Here is a 16,856-nt window from a genome sequence, read left to right on the forward strand (position 1 = left end):
TATTACTTGATGGTTCGCGACGGCTTGCTGGTGCTCGAAGGAGGAGCGGGCAGGGCTTTCCGAGCGGGGATGATCGCCGCTGCGAGCAAATTCCCCTTCAGAGGTGTCGGTCCAATGTCCGGACGCAGGAATTCAAACGGAAAATTCACGTCTCGGTGGAGCTTGGTCAGCTGCTCGGTGGTAGGACGCGTTGTAACCAACGCTGTCCGTTGCTCGGCAGCTTTTGCAATCTCCATCATCTTTAGAACCGACTCCTTGACGATCGTGTCATCAAGCTTGGATTCATCTTCGTGCTGCCGCCGAAGCGCCTGCCGTGTCGCGAGCCAAACATCGAGAGGGACATGCGCCATGCCCGATCGCATGCAGGGCACCGCCAGCCAGCAGTTATCTCCAAGTTCAACTGAGATGCAGTTGATATCGCGGTGATTCACCTTGATATCTAGGACCGCGCTCCCTCGGCGTTGAAGGAATTCCTGAAGCTCTAGGCAATTGTAGAAGAGGCCGCAGAATTCTACTCCCGATGGATGCACCGTCAGGCCCTTGACTCTGACGCCAAATATTGCCCGCAAATCATGCGAATGCGGTGCTACCATTACGCCGTATTTCTTTGTAAGCTTTTCCCAAGCTCTGGCAGGTGTCTGCTCGTTCAGCCCACGATGCGGTGAGTTGTGATATTGCTCCACCGTCCATCGCACGAAAACTTCGCATAGCTCTGGAACAGTAAGGCTGGCCCGGCCTACTGGATCATAGTCGCCCTTTACGACGACGTTCTCGAACGTCCGGCCGGTAAAAAACGCTAGCGCCTCCTTCGCTGTTCGGAAGAAGCGCTCGATCTTTGGCCGCATGCGAGCCTTGCCCGCCGGCGGGGCTAGGACCTCGGATCCTAGGTCCAGTATTGGGGTACGGAAAGCAAGCGACATGAACCATTTGGCTTGGTCATGAACGAGCTGCTCAAACGCGCCGCAGAATAGCCAACGAGAAACAGATGGAGCTATTCGAGCATAGGGCACCTTCGGCGAGACGGCCATTTCGACGGTGTCCAAGGCCAGTTGGACGCCAACCTTCTTGCCAATCTTCATACCGAGGATGACGCGCGTCGCGGCGTCGATGATCGCGCAGAGCCAGAAGCGCTGCTTCTTCAGGTCGGAGATCTCATCCGCCGTAAGATCCTCAAGTAGTCCATGATGCTCAAAGACTGTGTAGAGATCGATCTTCCATTCATCGATCTCGACGCGTTCGAGCGGTCGAGTGGCCATAACGCCGCGAGCGACGGCGGCCATTTTTGCTTCAGCTATATCTACGCCATGTCGACTCGCCAGGGTTTCAAGAGCATGAAGCTCCTTCACCCGCGAAAGAAGGTAATGGTACGAAGGTGTACTGTATTCTGTTAAATCAGCAGCCTTCCGCTCCGCGTTGATGACGAGCAATTTCGCCCCAAGTTGCTTGTGAAGGGTGCGCACCGACGCCCGAGCTTCAGCGGCCTCTCCCTTGAAACTCATAGAGATTTCATCCACGAGGTCACAAACATCTGCCGGATGTCGACTCGTGAGCCGGTCACCGCACCGCCGATAGGCCTTGCGCAAGGCCAACGCTTGGCCTTCCGCGCCTTCGAGTATATCCAGCGATCGGCGGAGGGTTTTTGGGCTTGGCGGCTTATGGGTCCTTATCTCTTGATCGACACGGGGACGGATGAGGTCACCATCCTTGCCCAGTCTGGCAGCTGCAGCCCATTCGGCTTCGTTGATCTCGCCCTCGATAGTCGAGATCGCGCGCTTCATGGATTTATCTGAACGCGTCGCTTGTCCGGCTTGCACCATTTCGAGAAAGCGCGTGCAGTATATCTCGCGACGCGCGACCTGACTCCGTTCGCGCTCAGGCAGATCGTTAATGCGCTGGGCTTCCGCTTTCGCCCGTGCCCGCATGACTTCAGGTCGAAAGGCGCTGCGCTCGATGCGGACCTCGCCGGCCAACACGAGCTTATCCAGCTCTTCGTTGGAGAAAAAGCGTTCGGTATTAAGGTCATCCTCGCGGAGGAGGAGGTGTCCCTCCTCCTCGCGCTCCACCGGGCGATAAGCCTTGCCCTCAATCCATAGGCGGTCCTTGGAGTTGAAACGGAAATAGAGGATGGGAGAGCTCATTTTGCCCCCCTAATCCTGCGAGCTGCGGTCGCCGTTCGCGAAAAGCCCGACTGCTCAAGCTGCTCCAGTGCCCGCCGCATTGTTCGGACGCTTGGCGGCGGACGGACGGCGACGATATGGCCGGCGGAACGGTCGGCCTTAGTCCCTGGAAGCCATTCGGCTTCTTTCATTTCAACATGGATGATTGCAATCGCACGATGCATTGCGGCGTCAGAACGCTTGGCGTCGCCGGCTCGTTCCATCTCGAGGAAGCGGCGGCAATAAATTTCGCGCCGAATTATACGCTCCCTTTCTTGCCGCGGCATCGGAGCAATATGGACATCTGCTACTGGGGAAACGCGGGGCGAGGACGCTCGCGACCGAATGGTACGATGATCAATGCGGACCTGCCCGGCTAAGATAAGGCCGTCCAGCTCGTCATCGGAGCAGATGCGAACCGCGCGAGTATTTTCGCCGAGAAGCAGGTGGCTCGCCTCGAGCCGTCCGACCGATCGATAAGCTTCTTCCTCGATCCAAATGCGATCAACGGCATTGAGGCGGAAGTGGAAGATACTCATGCTGCCAGCACCTCGGTGCGAGCCGCTGCCGACTGAATGCGAGTAGGGTAGTCGTATATCCCGTCGTCGAGCACATCGATCTCTTGGCGACCAATCAGTCTTCCGATCGTCCTGAAGGCGGCGCCTTCCAGGCCGCTTCTGGCGACGACAGATCCGATTGTCATGACAGTGCCTTCAGACACGATCGCGCGGACAATCTCGTCATGCTCAGGATTAGACTCGCGCTTAGCGTGATGCAGAAACGTTGCGTTTGCGACGAGGTCCTTTGGAACGTCCTTTTCAGTCATAAGCAAAACGCCATCGGCTAGTTCGATTGGCATGTGTGGTGCGATCAATTTCAGTTCATCAAGCAACTGATGCCTTTCGGCGCTCGCCGATGGCTTCACAGCAACCGCGAGCCTAGTTCCGCATAGAAGCGTGAACCGGTAGTCGAAATGATGCCGACGCAGTTTGCCGTCCGGGGTCGGATACAGCACCGGTGGCAGCTGCTCCTGGATGTCAACCACATCAGGATTTGCCTCGCCACTATAGAGAACGTGTCGCTCAAGATAGCTTTCGCAAAATATCTTGTAGCCAAAAGCGACTGTCGCGACACGGCAAGCGCCTCGGCTTCGACTGTCGACTGCTCGGTATGCGCGGGATTCCTTTGGGCCCTGCCAAATTGGAGCAGGTGAACGGGGAAGGTCTTGTAACATGCTGACTTCGTCTTTATGACGCGAAAACGCATGTCCAGAACACTCACGTATACGCTTGCGCAGCTTTGCGCGCACGTGTATACGTGAGGGACTGGATGCGGCTTGCGCCGTTTCAGGGTGGGCTGCTTCCGAGGTTCTCAGGCCATTGTGGAAGCGGCGTCGGAAAAGAGGGCATTCCGTTTGAGCGCGGAATGCCCTTTTTACTTCGGGTCTTCGTCGCTCGTTTCTGAGCCCCCGGGTTGGACCCGCTCCAACGGAAAGATAACGATCTCCGGACGCCAGAGACGTCGACTTGCGACGCCCTCGGCGTGCTCAAGGGCGACGCGAGCGATCTCGACTGATGCCGCATTTACCGCCCGGTCGAACACGTGTTGCCCGAATTCGCTGTTCATTTGGACTAAGCGGACCATCAGACCGGCGAGCTTATCCATGCTCGACCCTCCCGGCCTGGACTACGATGTAATTCACGATTCATGTGGGTTCCTTTCAAAATAGGGCGAACACCGAGAGCACGCCGATTTAGCGTGCTCGTGAAATCCGCTGTGGCTGTGATCGGCGTGTGCCGGCCAATCAATCGAGGCCTCGCGAGTTCAATGTTCATTTCAATATTGGTCGTTCGATCCTGCTTCGCTTCAACCAAGCGGCAATTTCGCCTGGCGTTCACGAGTCTGCCGGATGACCAATTTTCGATGCAAGCAGAAAGAATTAGGCCGAATTTCAGCTACGCGTCGGGCGAATTTCCAGCCAATTAAAAATTCGGAGTCGCATTTGACGATCGTTTGGCGCGAATGGCACGCGCGTATGCATAATGCACGCGAGGGCGTACGCGCGAGGGTCGAAATTTTATTTCTCCTGGAATTTTCCGGGTAATTTTCTATTTCGCCGGTCAGTTTATGATTCAGCCTTCAGCTGCCAGCTTCAAGGGGCAGGCACATGCGAAAAGCGGCGAAGGTTGATCTATAAACTAATTTTTCTGACGACCGAGCGGGCATAATAATTGTTGTATGTCAATATGTTATCGCAGTTTCTTTCTCGCGATCGCGTCATCGCGCTCCTTTCTGACGCGTGATCAGTTCGTCCGACGCGCGTAAGGCGGTGTTCTGAAAAACAGTGCAATCATGACCTTGGGCACAGACGAGTTCTGGAAGATGGCGGCTCGCTGAAACAGTGGACCACGACGCAACCTCCAAAGGTCGATGCGCTTGAGCCGTGAGGGCGCAATCACAGAACGAGTTGCCTCACTGCGCAGAGCAACAGCGCGTCGCGGATCCGGAGTGTCGCCAGGACCGCTAGGATGTTTTTTCGTTTTGGATTGGCAACAGTCTCAGCGGGATGAGGGCCGCTGAGCGGAGCCGTGACATTTTGCTTGCGATCCCAGCTCCGAAACGGGAAAGGGCGCAATGCTCGTGACGGTCTCAGAATTCGAGGCGAGACATGTTTTAGGGTTGATTTACGACTCTCAGGAGCACCTGCGCGTCGCAACCTAAATCATCGAACTCCTCATCGAGCAGCGACGGATCGGTCGAGGGGTCTCCGCTTGGCCAGTGACGGTCTAAATAGGCACGTCGGACGTCGGGCTTCGCGATAGGTGCTGATCGCATCGCTGCTGGGATCCGCGAAAACGTGGGTCGCACACTGCGCATGAGAATTTCCTCGCATTGGAAAGGGCCAGGTAGCGAGTAGGCGCCGGCATCGTTCTGATGAGCCTGGTTTGTCTCCGTCGACCATTCAAAATCGAACTGCCATATTATACATTTTGTCTAAAAAATAGCACTGATTGATTCAAGTTATGGTTAACGTGCGAGGTGGTTGGCCCTTGGACTGGTCTGAGGTGAATCCGGTTTTGAGAAAACGACAACGCCGACCACAGAATCGCCGCTGACAAAGCTTGCCCCGTCACCTTCGAGTGCATCTCGAATACGAATATTCAGTGCGATTTTTGGCTCAATTTCACCGATTTCAAAGTCATTTAGCGTCTTTCTTGAGACCTCGGATGCGGTCGATAGCCACTCCTGCGACCGGCCTAATAGCAGCCTGGCGGCCTTGCAGACGAAGCCCCGGATCGGCGCGTCTGCGGGCATTGGCAGAAATGCGCGGCCGGTTAGAATGTCTGGTCCGCCATCATTTAAGTGGAATAATTTTACAGAACTTGTATAATAATGCTCGCCGCTGAATGGCCTGCGAGCGCTTCGCGGCCGCTTTTTCGATCCGGTCCTGGACGGAGATTCCATCCTTGCTCCGCTCTTCGCTAAACCAAACAAAGCCGCTCTGACATCGCTTCGCTTTCCAAGACGGCGCCACACGGCGTTCGATCGGAGCTGTCGGCTGATGTCAGATTCTGTCGCTGTCCAAGCATGGCAAATGCGCCGGGGCAGGTCGAGGCCCGGTCACTAATTCTTCCGGAACTAGTTGGGGACCCCCTCTGTCGGGCACTTCGCCGATCGGGCGCGCGGGTTTCATCGAGAAGGGAGATTGCAATGGTTGAACCAAATTTCGATGAGCGGGCTCGCGTCAGCGGGCCGGGGCTCCGAACATTCCTGAATATCGCAGAACGCTGGCAGCTGTCCTCGGCCGACCGGATCGCACTGATACAATGCAGTGCGCGACAATTCGAGGATTGGTCGAGCATCGCGCGCGCTCACCGTCCCCTCGTCCTGGAAACCGAGGTGGTCATGCGACTCTCTGCGGTCCTGGGCGTTTTCGCGGAACTCCGGCAATTTCTTGCGTCCGCGGATCGAGAACGAGAATGGTTGACCCGCCCACATAATGCGGAGCCATTCGCTGGGCGGGCGCCGCTCGATCTCCTTCGCGGAACGCTCGAGGACCAGATCGCTGTCCGCCGGTATGTTTATGGCATTGGACTCGGTGTGGCAGCTCCAAACGAAATTGATCGTGATTTCGCGCCTTACGCAGACGAGGACCTGATCTGGGATGACGCTGCCCCGCAGATCAAGGCGGTGTGCTTTGATGGCTTCGGAACTCTCGTCGAGATCCGCGACAAGCGTCGACCGTTCAAAGCACTGTTCGGGCATGCGCCCCACTCGTATGCGACGGCCAAGGCTCTGACCACTTCAACACATCTGTGGGAGCTTGCACGCAATCTTGGGCTCCCGCTCGGTGAGACCAGGTTGACCGAACTCACGGCGGACCTCGAGGCTGAATGTGCGTCGACGCTATTGCGGCCGGGGATTGGGGCCGTGTGGGAGGCGCTGCGTCGTCTCGGAGTAAAGATCGGCGTCTGCTCCAACTTGGCCATGCAGTATGAGGACGCACTGGTTAGCTGCTTGCCGCACGCGCCAGATGCGCTCGTCCTGTCTTTCAGGGTCGGCTTGATGAAGCCCCAGGCCGAGATCTATCAGCTCGTCTGCAGGCAGCTTGGGCTCAAGCCGGATGAGGTTTTGTTTGTTGGCGACAGCTTAGAGGCAGACGTGCGCGGCCCACGTGCTGCGAGCTTGTTCGCAATGCACATCGACCAATTCGAGGCCGCCCTGGCGCAACGGTTCGCGCAGGCCGCGCCGCTTGCCGTTACCGAGCTCTTCGAGCGCATCCGCGGGCTGGAGCAGCGGGCACGCGTTCAGCTCCCGCATTCCCCAGAGCAGGCGCTCGACGCGGCGCTGGCTCAAGTCAACGCCAGCACGGGTCTGGGGTACGAGCGAGAGCAGCTCCTGCATGTCTTGCGCAGCTCCATCCAGGTCGAGCGAGTTGAAGATCCCGCCGTGAAGCTGCTTCTCGGGACATTCTTTGACGAAACGGACGAAGCCCTCCTGACACGGATCGTGGAGGGGGAGGAGATCGGCTGGAGTGAACTCAGGGCAGCGGTCCAGGCTGTGCTTCAACCCGGCCACCCAAAGCGTTCGTGGATCGTCTCACGGGCAATCAGGTCCGAACTGGGCCCCTGACATCCATCGCCTCGCCGTCAGCCAACACAATGTCGAAGGGGAGGGGGCACTATGCGGCTTCTCGTGATTTCCGACTTACATCTTGAATTTGGCCCGTTCGCTTTTCCAGAGCAGATGCCAGAATTTGAAGTCGCAGTGTTTGCTGGCGATATGCATCGGCCCCTCGTTGCCGCGCTTAAGTGGATGACGGATCAGCGAGAGGCCGGGCCGCTCCGGGGCCGAGAGATCGTCTACGTCGCGGGCAATCACGAATTCTACAACAGCGAGATGAAAGGCAACCTGGCCGCTGGGGCCGAGCAGGCTGCTCAAGCGGGCATCCACCTGTTGGATCGCCGAACTGTGGTCATCGGACATATTCGATTTATTGGGTGCACGCTTTGGACGGACTATCGCCTTCTCGGCACACCCAAACCGTCGATGGTCTTTGCCGGGCACGAGTTGAACGATCACCGGCTCATTCGCTATCGGGAGGAGGGCGGTCACTACAGCCGCTTCATGCCCTGGCATGCGGCTGCCGAGCACCGGCTCGACGTCGCATTCATACGCAACGAACTCGGGAAGCCCCATGACGGGCCGACCGTTGTGGTCACGCACCACGCGCCCCATCCGCAATCGGTCCAGCCAAGGCATCAGGGCAGCGCTCTCTCGCCGGCCTTCGTTTCGGATCTCAGTGCCCTGATCGATGACTTCCAGCCAGAACTCTGGATTCACGGTCATGATCACGGATCACACGATTACAAAATTGGGCGCACACGCGTACTGGCAAACCAGGCCGGCTATCCAAATTTGCACGGCGATCGCGAAAATCCGTGGTTCGATCCGCTTTGCGTCGTCGAGGTTTGATTAGCCGACGAGTGCATACGAACTGCTTCTTTGGGCTAGCCTCTTGCCGGACAATCCAGACGTCGTTGGCCGAAATCCCTGCTTCCGCCACTGGCCGTTCCGGTTGTGTTTCGGCGTGCAAGTTTGGCTCTGACTCAAATCTGCTGCATGTAGCGGGTGATCTGGCGCTGTTTTCCGTGAGGAATCAGTATGATGGATCAGCGATTTCGGCAAGCTAGCCTTGTTCCCGCGGGATTGATCGTCGACGGTGTTGCGATCGAAAGCGATCTCGTCCTCGTCCGGGTCAGATCTCCCGTAGCGGCGTGCCGATGTCCTGATTGTGGGGCGATCTCGCGACGGATCCAGAGCCGGTACTGGCGACGAGCAAAGGACCTGCCGCTGAGCGGCCGGTGGGTCGAGCTGCAGGTTCTGGTCCGGTGATTTCGCTGCGACAGCGTCTTATGTGGCCGCCAGATCTTCGCGGAGCGCTCGGACACCGGCGTCCTCGCGGCGAGCTCACGCCGGACCGAGCGCCTCGATCATATCGTCCAGCATCTCGGCCTCGCCTTGGGCGGCAGGCCCGGAGCGAGCCTTGCCGCCAGGATGATGTTGCCGGTCAGCAATGACACATTGCTCCGCGTGGTCCGCCGGCGCGCCAAGACGCCGAGCGAACCATCGCGCGTGATCGGCATCGACGACTTCGCCTGGCGGCGCAATCACCGCTACGGCAATCGTCTGCGATCTTGAGCGCCGTCGGCCGGTTGAACTATTCGACCGCGCTTCCGCTCGCTCAGGGCGTGTCGTTCGACATCGGCAGAGGCCATTCCTAATTCGGTTGGTGGCTGACCGCTAGGTCAGCCACTCCCATATCGAGGTGCTGGCAGATGAAGATCCTTGTGCCCGTGAAGCGGGTTGTCGACTACAACGTGAAGATCCGCGTGAAGGCGGACGGCTCGGGCGTCGAGCTTGCGAATGTGAAGATGTTGATGAACCCCTACGACGAGATCGCGGTCGAAGAGGCGCTGCGTCTGAAGGAAGCCGGCAAGGCGACCGAGGTGGTCGTGGTCTCGATCGGCCCCCGTCGGCGACGTCGTGGGCGAAGCCGGCCTTGAACTTGTCGCGGTCCACGAAGGCGAAGCCGTCCAGCGCCTTGGCGAGAACGAACTCCGTCGCGGGCGCAAAGCCCTCGTACTGCTGGGCCGTCGTCTCGCCATGTCCAAGCACCGACAGGAGATCCGGTGCCCCCTGACGTGACCTAACCCAAACGGGAATAGCTCTAAGCTCCGCTATGGCCGTCTGCGAGCTTATCCAGAATGCGTAGCCAAGAGCGGATGCCCTTGGTGAAGCTGGACATGTCGTATTTCTCGTTGGGGCTGTGCACGCGGTTGTCGAAACGAGCGAAGCCGACGAGCAGCGCGTCCATGCCGAGCCGGTCCCTGAACTCGTTGATGACGGGGATGGATCCGCCATTGCCCGACAGCGCCGCATCCGTCTCCCACTCCTCCGAGAGCGCCCGAAGCGTTTTCGCCAGGTGCGGCGTGCCGGTCCTGACATGGGTCGCGCTGCTGGCCGAGTGGATGGTCACGGTCGCGCTGCAATCGGCCGGCAGGCGCGCTTCGACATGGGCCTTGAAGGCGGCGCAGACAGCCTTGGGATCCTGCTGGCCGACGAGCCGGAACGAGACCTTGGCGGAGGCCTTGGCCGGGATCACCGTCTTGAAGCCCTCGCCGGCATAGCCACCGGTGATGCCGTTGATCTCGAAGGTCGGACGCGCCCAGATCTGTTCGAGCACGCCGCGGCCGCTCTCGCCGGCGGGTGTGGAGAGGCCGACCTTGTTCAGGAACGCGTCGCCGTCGAAGGCCAACCGATCCCATTGCGCGATCACATCGGGCGAGAGCTCCTCGACGCCGTCATAGAAGCCATCGAGCAGGATGCGGCCCTCGTCGTCGCGCAGGCTCGCCAGGATCGTGGTCAGAACCTGGAGCGGGTTGCGCGCCGCGCCGCCATAGACGCCGGAATGCAGGTCACGGCTGGCGGCCGAAATCTCCACTTCGAGGCCGCAGAGGCCGCGCATCATAAAGGTCACGGCGGGCGTGACGTCGTCCCACATGTCGGTGTCGCAGACGAGGACGACATCGGCCTTCAGCTCGGACGCGGTCTCGTCGAGGAACGGGCCTAGGCTCTTCGAGCCGGCCTCTTCCTCGCCTTCCAGTAGGATCGAGACGGAGAGCGGCAGGTTGCCGTTGGCCTCCTTCCAGGCGCGGCAGGCCTCGACGAAGGTCAGGAGCTGGCCTTTGTCGTCCGATGCGCCGCGCGCGACGATATGCGTCTCGCCATTGGCGGCGGGCATCAGGGTCGGCTCGAAGGGATCAGTGGCCCATTCATGCAGAGGATCGACCGGCTGCACGTCGTAATGGCCGTAGAAGAGCACATGCGCGCCGCCAGCGGAGCGATCATGGCCGAGCACCATCGGCTGGCCCGGTGTCGGGCGCACGGAGGCATCGAAGCCCAGCGCGATCAGCTCGTCGCTGAGCCACTGCGCTGCGCGCCGGCAGTCGTCGCGATATGCCGGTTCCGTCGAGATGCTCTTGATGCGGAGCAGGTCATAGAAGCGCTCGAGGCTCTGGCCGAGATTGGCATCGGCCTGCGCCAACGCCTTGTCGAGCGCCAGACGGGGGTAGGGGGCTGTCATCGTCACAGGACCTTGCCACTCTTGGCATCGATCAGATGCATGTGGTTCATGTTCGCCGCTAGTTCGAGCGGCTGGCCGGCTGCGGGTTCGAGCTCGGGATCGACCCGGGCGCACATCACCGCGTCGCCGAGCTGGAAATGGACCAGCGTCTCGACGCCCATGGGTTCGGCCACATCGACCGTGATGCGCAGCAGCGCGTATCCGGGCGTGCCGATGCCCCGGTCGCTGAGGTGTTCCGGCCGCAGGCCCAGTTCCAGCGCCTTGCCGACATAGCTCGCATAGCGCTGCGTGCGCGCGGCTGGGATGGGCAGGCCCGCTCCGTCGGCGAGGCGCACGACCAGGCCCTCGCCAGCGCTTTCCAACCTGCAGGGCACGATGTTCATCGCCGGGCTGCCGATGAAGCTCGCGACGAAGCGGGTCGCGGGATTGCGGTAGAGCTCCTGGGGCGGGCCGACCTGCTCGATCACCCCATGGTTCATGACCACGACACGGTCGGCCAGTGTCATCGCCTCGACCTGGTCATGGGTGACGTAGATCGTGGTGGTGCCGAGCTTCTGGTGGAGCTTCTTGATCTCCGTGCGCATCTGGACGCGCAGCTTGGCGTCGAGATTCGACAGCGGCTCGTCGAATAGGAAGACCTCCGGGTTGCGCACGATGGCGCGGCCCATCGCGACCCGCTGGCGCTGGCCGCCCGAGAGCTCCTTGGGCTTGCGGTCGAGCAGGGGGGTGAGACCCAGGATCTCGGCCGCGCTTTCCACCCGCGTCCTGATGTCGTCGGCGGCGAGCTTGCGCAGCTTCAGACCGAAGCTGATGTTGTCGAAGACGTTCATGTGCGGATAGAGCGCGTAGCTCTGGAACACCATGGCGATGTCCCGGTCGCGGGGCGGCATGTCGTTGACGATGTTGGCGCCGATCCTCAACTCGCCGTCGGTGATGTCCTCCAGCCCCGCGATCATACGCAGCATCGTCGATTTTCCGCAGCCCGACGGCCCAACGAGGACGATGAACTCGCCATCCGCGATGGTAAGGTCGATGCCGCGGACGGCGTGGTAGTCCCCATAGTGCTTGACGATCTTGTCGACCGATACCTGGGCCATGATGTTCAGCTCCGCATGATGCCGACAGCCGCGCGAGCGCGGCTTTACAAATTCGGGGAAGGAAAATGGCGCGTCGTCTCGAAGGCGCGCGCCGCGCGCAGGACCAGCGCCTCGTCGCGTACGCGACCGACGATCTGGAGACCGATCGGCAGGCCGTCCGAGCTCAATCCGCAGGGAATTGAGCAGGCCGGCTGGCAGGTCAGGTTGAAGGGGAAGGAGAAGGGCGTCCAATCGGCCCGCCATTGCCCGCCGGTGTCGCCGGGGAAATCCTCGCCGACGCGGAAGGCCGTGCGCGGCATGCTGGGCAGAAGCAGCAGGTCGTAACGCTCATGGAGCTTTCGCATGGCAACGCCGATCGCCGCGCGTGCGACATGGAGCGCGCGCGCATAATCGAAGGCACTGAGGCGGCGGCCGTCATCGGCCAGGATCAGCAGGCCGGGATCGACGAGCGCGCGCTGCGCCTCGGTGAACCCGTCCAGTGTGGTGCCGAGCGTTACGGAGAGGATGGCGTAATACGCCTCGACGGCACCCGGCAGATCGAGCGCGATCTCCTCGACATCAGCGCCGAGCGACCTGAAAGTCTCGGCGGCGGTTGCCACGGCAGCATCGACCTCGCCGGTGACCGGCGCCGTGCCGATCGTGCGCGCATAGGCGATGCGCAGGCCCGATACGCCGCTTTCCAGCTGTCCGAGCAGTTCGAGGCCGGGTTCGGGCAGGCTGGTCCAGTCGCGGCTGTCGTCGCCGGAGATGACCTGCAGCATCAGGGCTGCGTCCGCCACCGTGCGCGTCAGCGGGCCGTTAGCCGGCAGTGAGCCGGCCGTGCCGGCGGGTGCGCTCGGCACGCGCCCATAGCCGGGCTTGATGCCGAAGACGCCGCAGAATGAGGCCGGGATCCGGATCGAGCCGCCGCCGTCGCTGCCCAGATTGAGCGGGGCCATCGCGGCCGCCGCGGCCACGCCGGCGCCGCAGCTAGAGCCGCCCGGCGTCAGGTCCGTGTTCCAGGGATTGCGGGTGATGCCGGTGAGCGGGCTGTCGCCGACGCCCTTGTGGCCGAATTCGGTGGTGGTCGTCTTGCCGAGGAAGACGGCGCCCTGCTCGCGCAGCCTTGCGACCGGGGGGGCATCGACATCGCAGCTCTGCTCGCGCGAGACGGTGAGCGAACCGCGCATCGTCGGCCACTTCTTCGTCAGGAACAGATCCTTGATGGAGGTCGGTACGCCATCGACGAGACCCGCGGGCTGGCCGCGCATCCAGCGGGCTTCGGAGGCGCGGGCATCCGCCAGCGCGCTGTCCTCGTCGACGAGGCAGAAGGCGTTCAGCCTGCCGTCGAGCGCCGCGATCCGGTCCAGGCACGAGCGCGTCGCCTCGACGGGCGACAGCGAGCGCTTCCGATAGGCCTCGACGAGAGCCTGTGCGGACAGAAGATGAGGCTTGGACATGGGGCGAAAATCCGGAAGGCGCGGCGCGAGGGCCTGGCATGGTCGCGGCAAAGAATCAGCGGGCTCGGTGCCCGCGTGTTTCACTCGATGACGCCGGTGAAGGGCATGGGCCCGAAGCAAAACGACATCCGTCTCGCCTCGGGTTTGTCGGGTCGGCACCGGCCGCGGCTGGCGCGGCCGGCCCGGGGCTCAGGTCCGCAAGGCGGCGTTGGCTTTCGCCGCCGCCTTCTTCATCGCGGAGGCCGCGCTTTCGCTGCCGCTCAGTGCGAGGCTGACGCCGACGGCCAACTCGTTGAGGATCTGTGGCGACTGAGGATGGAAGCGAACGCGCTTGGCCAGATCGGCATCGGCATTCTTGAGGTTGAGCACGGCCGCCTCCGCCGCCTGCGGGCCGAAGGCCTTCTTGAAGCCGTCGCTCTCCCAGGCCGAGGCGCGCGTCGTGGCCAGTCCGCGCGCGGAGGTCTGCAGCGACGTCGCCTTGCTGGTCGCCCAGATCATGAACAGGAAGGCCGCGTTCTTGTTGCGCGACTTCGCATTCACGGCAGCCTGCCAGCAGGACATGTTCGGACGCGAGGGCTTGTCGCCGGCGGTCGGCATGCCGGCGAACTGGGCCTGCGCAGAGACCTTGCTCTTGGTGGGGTTCGAGATGTCGGTGGCGAAATTGCTGGTGTCGGAGGTCATTGCCGCGGCGCCCTGCATGAAGTCGCCCAGCGCCTCGTACCAGTCGTAGTTGCTGACGCCGATCGGGCCGGCCTCGCGCAGCATGGTCGTGAACATCTCGATGCCGGCCACGGCCTCGGGGCTGTCATAGACGACGCGGCCGTCCTTCATCAGCTCGCCGCCATAGGAGTAGAGGAAGCCCGTCAGTGGGAACGTCGCATTGCCGGCGGCCTTGGCGCGCATGGCGATGCCGGCCGTGGTCGACGTCTTCAGGGCGCGGGCGACCTTCAGCATCTCGTCGAAGGTCTTGGGCGTGGCGAGGCCCTTCTGGTCGAGCATCGCCTTGTTGACATAAAGCGTCTGCGCCTCGGCCGTGATCGGGAAGGCGTAGCGCTCACCGTCGCGCCAGAGCGGATACTCGCGGGCCGGCTTGAGGACGTCCTGCTCGTCGTACCAGGCGAGATCGACCAGATCCTTGTTGCCATAATAGGCGTTCAGCGGCTCGAGCCAGCCGGCCGTAATGCCCTGTCCATAAGCCAGGTACATGAAGACGTCGGGCGTCGTGCTGCCGCTGGCGAGCTTGATCGGCAGCGCGGTCAGGAACTCGGTCTCCGAGCGGAAATCGGTCGTCACCTTGATGCCGGTCAGGGCCGTGAACTGGGGGATGAAGGGTGTCACGGCGTTCGACCAGGGATGCGTCGCGCCGCCGACCATGATTTCGGCGCCGGCCTCACGCTTCCAGTCGATATTGGCGGAGGTGTAGTCCTTCAGCGCATCGGCGCTCTGGGCGAAGGCCGCGCGACCCAGGATTGCGGGAGCTGCGATGGCGGCGCCGGTGAGTAGCGCCGTCCGGCCGAAGGCGCGGCGGCTGAGATACGGGCTCTTGCCTTTGGTGTCGTCGTTCATGCGAAGTCCCCTTACGATTGGCAGGCACAGCGTTTGGTGATGCCCGTTGGTGGTTCGACTACTTCACGGCACCCAGCGTCAGGCCCCGGACGAGCTGGCGCTGGAACAGGAGAATGAAGGCGATGACGGGCGCGAGCATCAGCGTGGCGGCGGCCGAGAGCTTGCCCCATTCGATCTGCTCGAAGCCGATATAGGCGTAGATGCCGACCGGTACGGTCATCACGTCGTTGCCGCCGAGCACCATCGAGAACAGGAACTCGTTCCAGGACGACAGGAAGGTCAGGATGCCGACGGCCGCGATGCCGGGCAGGGCGAGCGGCAGGATGATGCGCCGGAAGGACTGGAAGCGTCCCGCGCCGTCGATGAACGCCGCATCCTCGAGATCGCGCGGCAGGTCCTGGAAGAACCCGCGCAGAATCCAGACGATCATCGCCAGATTGATGCCGATATGGGCGATGATCAGGCCGGCATGTGTGCCCAGTAGCCCGAGATTGTAGAAGATCACGAAGAACGGGATCAGCATCGCGATCGGCGGCGTGAACCGCGTGGCGAGGATCCAGAAGGCGATCTTGCTGTCCAGGCGAAAGCGATGGCGCGCCAGAACATAGGCCGCAGGCGCCCCGATCAACAGGCCCAGGAACGTCGCCGACAAGGCGATGATCAGGCTGTTGACCAGGAATTTGGTGATGCGCGGATCCTGGATGACGTCGATGTAGTTCTGCAAGGTCGGGATGAAGATGAAGGTCGGCGGTCGCGCGATCGCGTCCACGGCTTCCTTCAGCGACATGTTGATCAGCCAGTAGATCGGGAACAGGCACCAGACCGCGAAACCCCAGAGAATCGCGCGCCTGATGACGATGCCGAGCGTCAGGGCCGGCTTCTTCTTTCTGATCGCAGTCTTGGCCATCATGTTAGTCCGCAACGGTGAGCAGGCGTGACCGGCGCAGGAAGATCTGGGTCACGATGGTGATGATGGCGAGCATCACGATAGCGACGCTCGAGCCGTAGCCCAGCGACACGAATTCGATCGCCTGCTTGTAGGCGTACATGTTGAGCGTCGTGGTCGCGGTGCCGGGGCCGCCCGCGGTCAGCACATAGATGATGTCGAAGGTTTTGAAGGCATCGATCGAGCGGAAAAGCAGTGCAATCGCCAGGAAGGGCTTCAGCAGCGGCAGCGTCACCATGTAGAAGATCTGCCAGGGCGTGGCGCCGTCGATCTTGGCTGCCTCGAAGGGCTCGCCCGGCAGCGAGGCCAGCCCGCCCGCGATGATCAGCAGGATGAACGGGGTGTGCTGCCAGGTATCGACGAGCACCAGCGAGAACAACGCCATGTTGCCCGTGCCGAGCCAGTCCTGCGGCGGCAGGCCCATCGAGACCAGCAGGTGGTTGAAGACACCCAGGCTGGGATTGAACATCATGCGGAAGGTGAACACGGCCGCGATCGGCGTCACCGCCATGGGCAGCAGGTAGATCGCCCGCAGGACGGGAACGCCGCGCGTCTCCTCATGGAGGAGTACGGCCAGTCCGAGCCCGATCACTGTCTGCAGGGCGACCGAGGCGACCGTGAAGATCAGCGTGACCCGCAGCGCATCCCAGAATTCCGGCGTGGAAACAAGCTTGAGGTAGTTGCCGAAACCGGCGAATTGCGCCGGCGGAAGGGACAGGATGTAGTCGGTGAAACTGACCCCGAAGCCGACGACGAACGGGACAAGGATCAGCCCTGTCAGCAGGACGATGGCCGGGGTGAGCATCATCAGAATGAAATAGCCGCGCTCGCGCCGCCATGATGCCGCGCTCCCCGCAGCAGCCTTCGTCGCCATGGTCATCGGGAACGCGATCCGCCTTTTTCGTGCCCAGGGCAGCGGCTCAACCGAAGTGAGGCTGCAAATTGTTGTTTATCCACAATATGCATATCGATTAGGCTGTCAAGCATCGCGCTTTTATCCATAAA

The 16,856-nt window shown here is 61.5% G+C and carries 12 protein-coding genes and 2 pseudogenes; 4 read left to right on the plus strand and 10 right to left on the minus strand.

Features of this window, described 5'->3' with window-relative positions:
* Window positions 1-2: 2 nt before the first annotated feature.
* From C4S73_RS20480 to C4S73_RS20495, 4 genes are all read right to left on the minus strand, one after another.
* A complete protein-coding gene (locus tag C4S73_RS20480) occupies window positions 3-2,138 on the minus strand; it encodes a DDE-type integrase/transposase/recombinase (RefSeq protein WP_103874385.1) in 2,136 nt (711 codons plus the stop codon).
* Entirely contained in the window at window positions 2,135-2,695 is a 561-nt protein-coding gene (locus C4S73_RS28025) for a hypothetical protein (protein ID WP_146071452.1), read from the minus strand. The genes C4S73_RS20480 and C4S73_RS28025 overlap by 4 nt, the downstream gene beginning before the upstream one ends.
* Window positions 2,692-3,201 (minus strand): PDDEXK family nuclease, encoded by a 510-nt coding sequence (locus C4S73_RS20490; protein WP_103874387.1) that lies wholly within the window; start codon window positions 3,199-3,201, stop codon window positions 2,692-2,694. The genes C4S73_RS28025 and C4S73_RS20490 overlap by 4 nt, the downstream gene beginning before the upstream one ends.
* Window positions 3,202-3,590: 389 nt before the next feature.
* Window positions 3,591-3,821, minus strand: coding sequence for a hypothetical protein (locus tag C4S73_RS20495; protein WP_103874388.1), 231 nt, complete (start codon window positions 3,819-3,821; stop codon window positions 3,591-3,593).
* 2,046 nt (window positions 3,822-5,867) lie between these two features.
* On the opposite strand from C4S73_RS20495, the gene C4S73_RS20500 reads away from it, so the two are divergent.
* The 4 genes and pseudogenes from C4S73_RS20500 to C4S73_RS20510 form a co-directional block, all read left to right on the plus strand.
* Window positions 5,868-7,289, plus strand: a complete 1,422-nt coding sequence (locus C4S73_RS20500) for an HAD-IA family hydrolase (protein ID WP_160115856.1) — start codon at window positions 5,868-5,870, stop codon at window positions 7,287-7,289.
* Window positions 7,290-7,340: 51 nt separating this feature from the next.
* A complete protein-coding gene (locus C4S73_RS20505) occupies window positions 7,341-8,132 on the plus strand; it encodes a metallophosphoesterase (protein ID WP_103874390.1) in 792 nt (263 codons plus the stop codon).
* Window positions 8,133-8,324: 192 nt separating this feature from the next.
* A pseudogene (locus C4S73_RS28745) lies at window positions 8,325-8,898 on the plus strand (transposase family protein); the annotation flags it as partial.
* Between the two features lie 97 nt (window positions 8,899-8,995).
* Window positions 8,996-9,190, plus strand: a pseudogene (locus C4S73_RS20510) (electron transfer flavoprotein subunit beta/FixA family protein); the annotation flags it as partial.
* A gap of 197 nt (window positions 9,191-9,387) precedes the next feature.
* On the opposite strand, the gene C4S73_RS20520 reads toward C4S73_RS20510, so the two are convergent.
* The 6 genes from C4S73_RS20520 to C4S73_RS20545 form a co-directional block, all read right to left on the minus strand.
* On the minus strand, window positions 9,388-10,803 hold the full coding sequence (locus C4S73_RS20520) for a M20/M25/M40 family metallo-hydrolase (protein ID WP_103874391.1): 1,416 nt from the start codon (window positions 10,801-10,803) through the stop codon (window positions 9,388-9,390).
* A gap of 2 nt (window positions 10,804-10,805) precedes the next feature.
* Complete coding sequence (locus C4S73_RS20525; protein WP_103874392.1) at window positions 10,806-11,900, minus strand: ABC transporter ATP-binding protein; 1,095 nt, start codon at window positions 11,898-11,900, stop codon at window positions 10,806-10,808.
* Between the two features lie 44 nt (window positions 11,901-11,944).
* On the minus strand, window positions 11,945-13,339 hold the full coding sequence (locus C4S73_RS20530; protein ID WP_103874393.1) for an amidase: 1,395 nt from the start codon (window positions 13,337-13,339) through the stop codon (window positions 11,945-11,947).
* A gap of 189 nt (window positions 13,340-13,528) precedes the next feature.
* Window positions 13,529-14,905, minus strand: a complete 1,377-nt coding sequence (locus C4S73_RS20535; protein WP_103874394.1) for an ABC transporter substrate-binding protein — start codon at window positions 14,903-14,905, stop codon at window positions 13,529-13,531.
* A 58-nt stretch (window positions 14,906-14,963) separates the two neighbouring features.
* Window positions 14,964-15,812, minus strand: a complete 849-nt coding sequence (locus tag C4S73_RS20540) for a carbohydrate ABC transporter permease (protein WP_244595698.1) — start codon at window positions 15,810-15,812, stop codon at window positions 14,964-14,966.
* Window positions 15,813-15,816: 4 nt separating this feature from the next.
* The gene (locus C4S73_RS20545; protein ID WP_244595699.1) at window positions 15,817-16,731 is read right to left on the minus strand and encodes a carbohydrate ABC transporter permease; all 915 of its coding nucleotides are present in this window, start codon (window positions 16,729-16,731) and stop codon (window positions 15,817-15,819) included.
* Window positions 16,732-16,856: the final 125 nt, after the last annotated feature.

Source organism: Allobosea lathyri, from assembly GCF_900108245.1.
In the GTDB taxonomy this organism is placed as follows: Bacteria; Pseudomonadota; Alphaproteobacteria; order Rhizobiales; family Beijerinckiaceae; genus Allobosea; species Allobosea lathyri.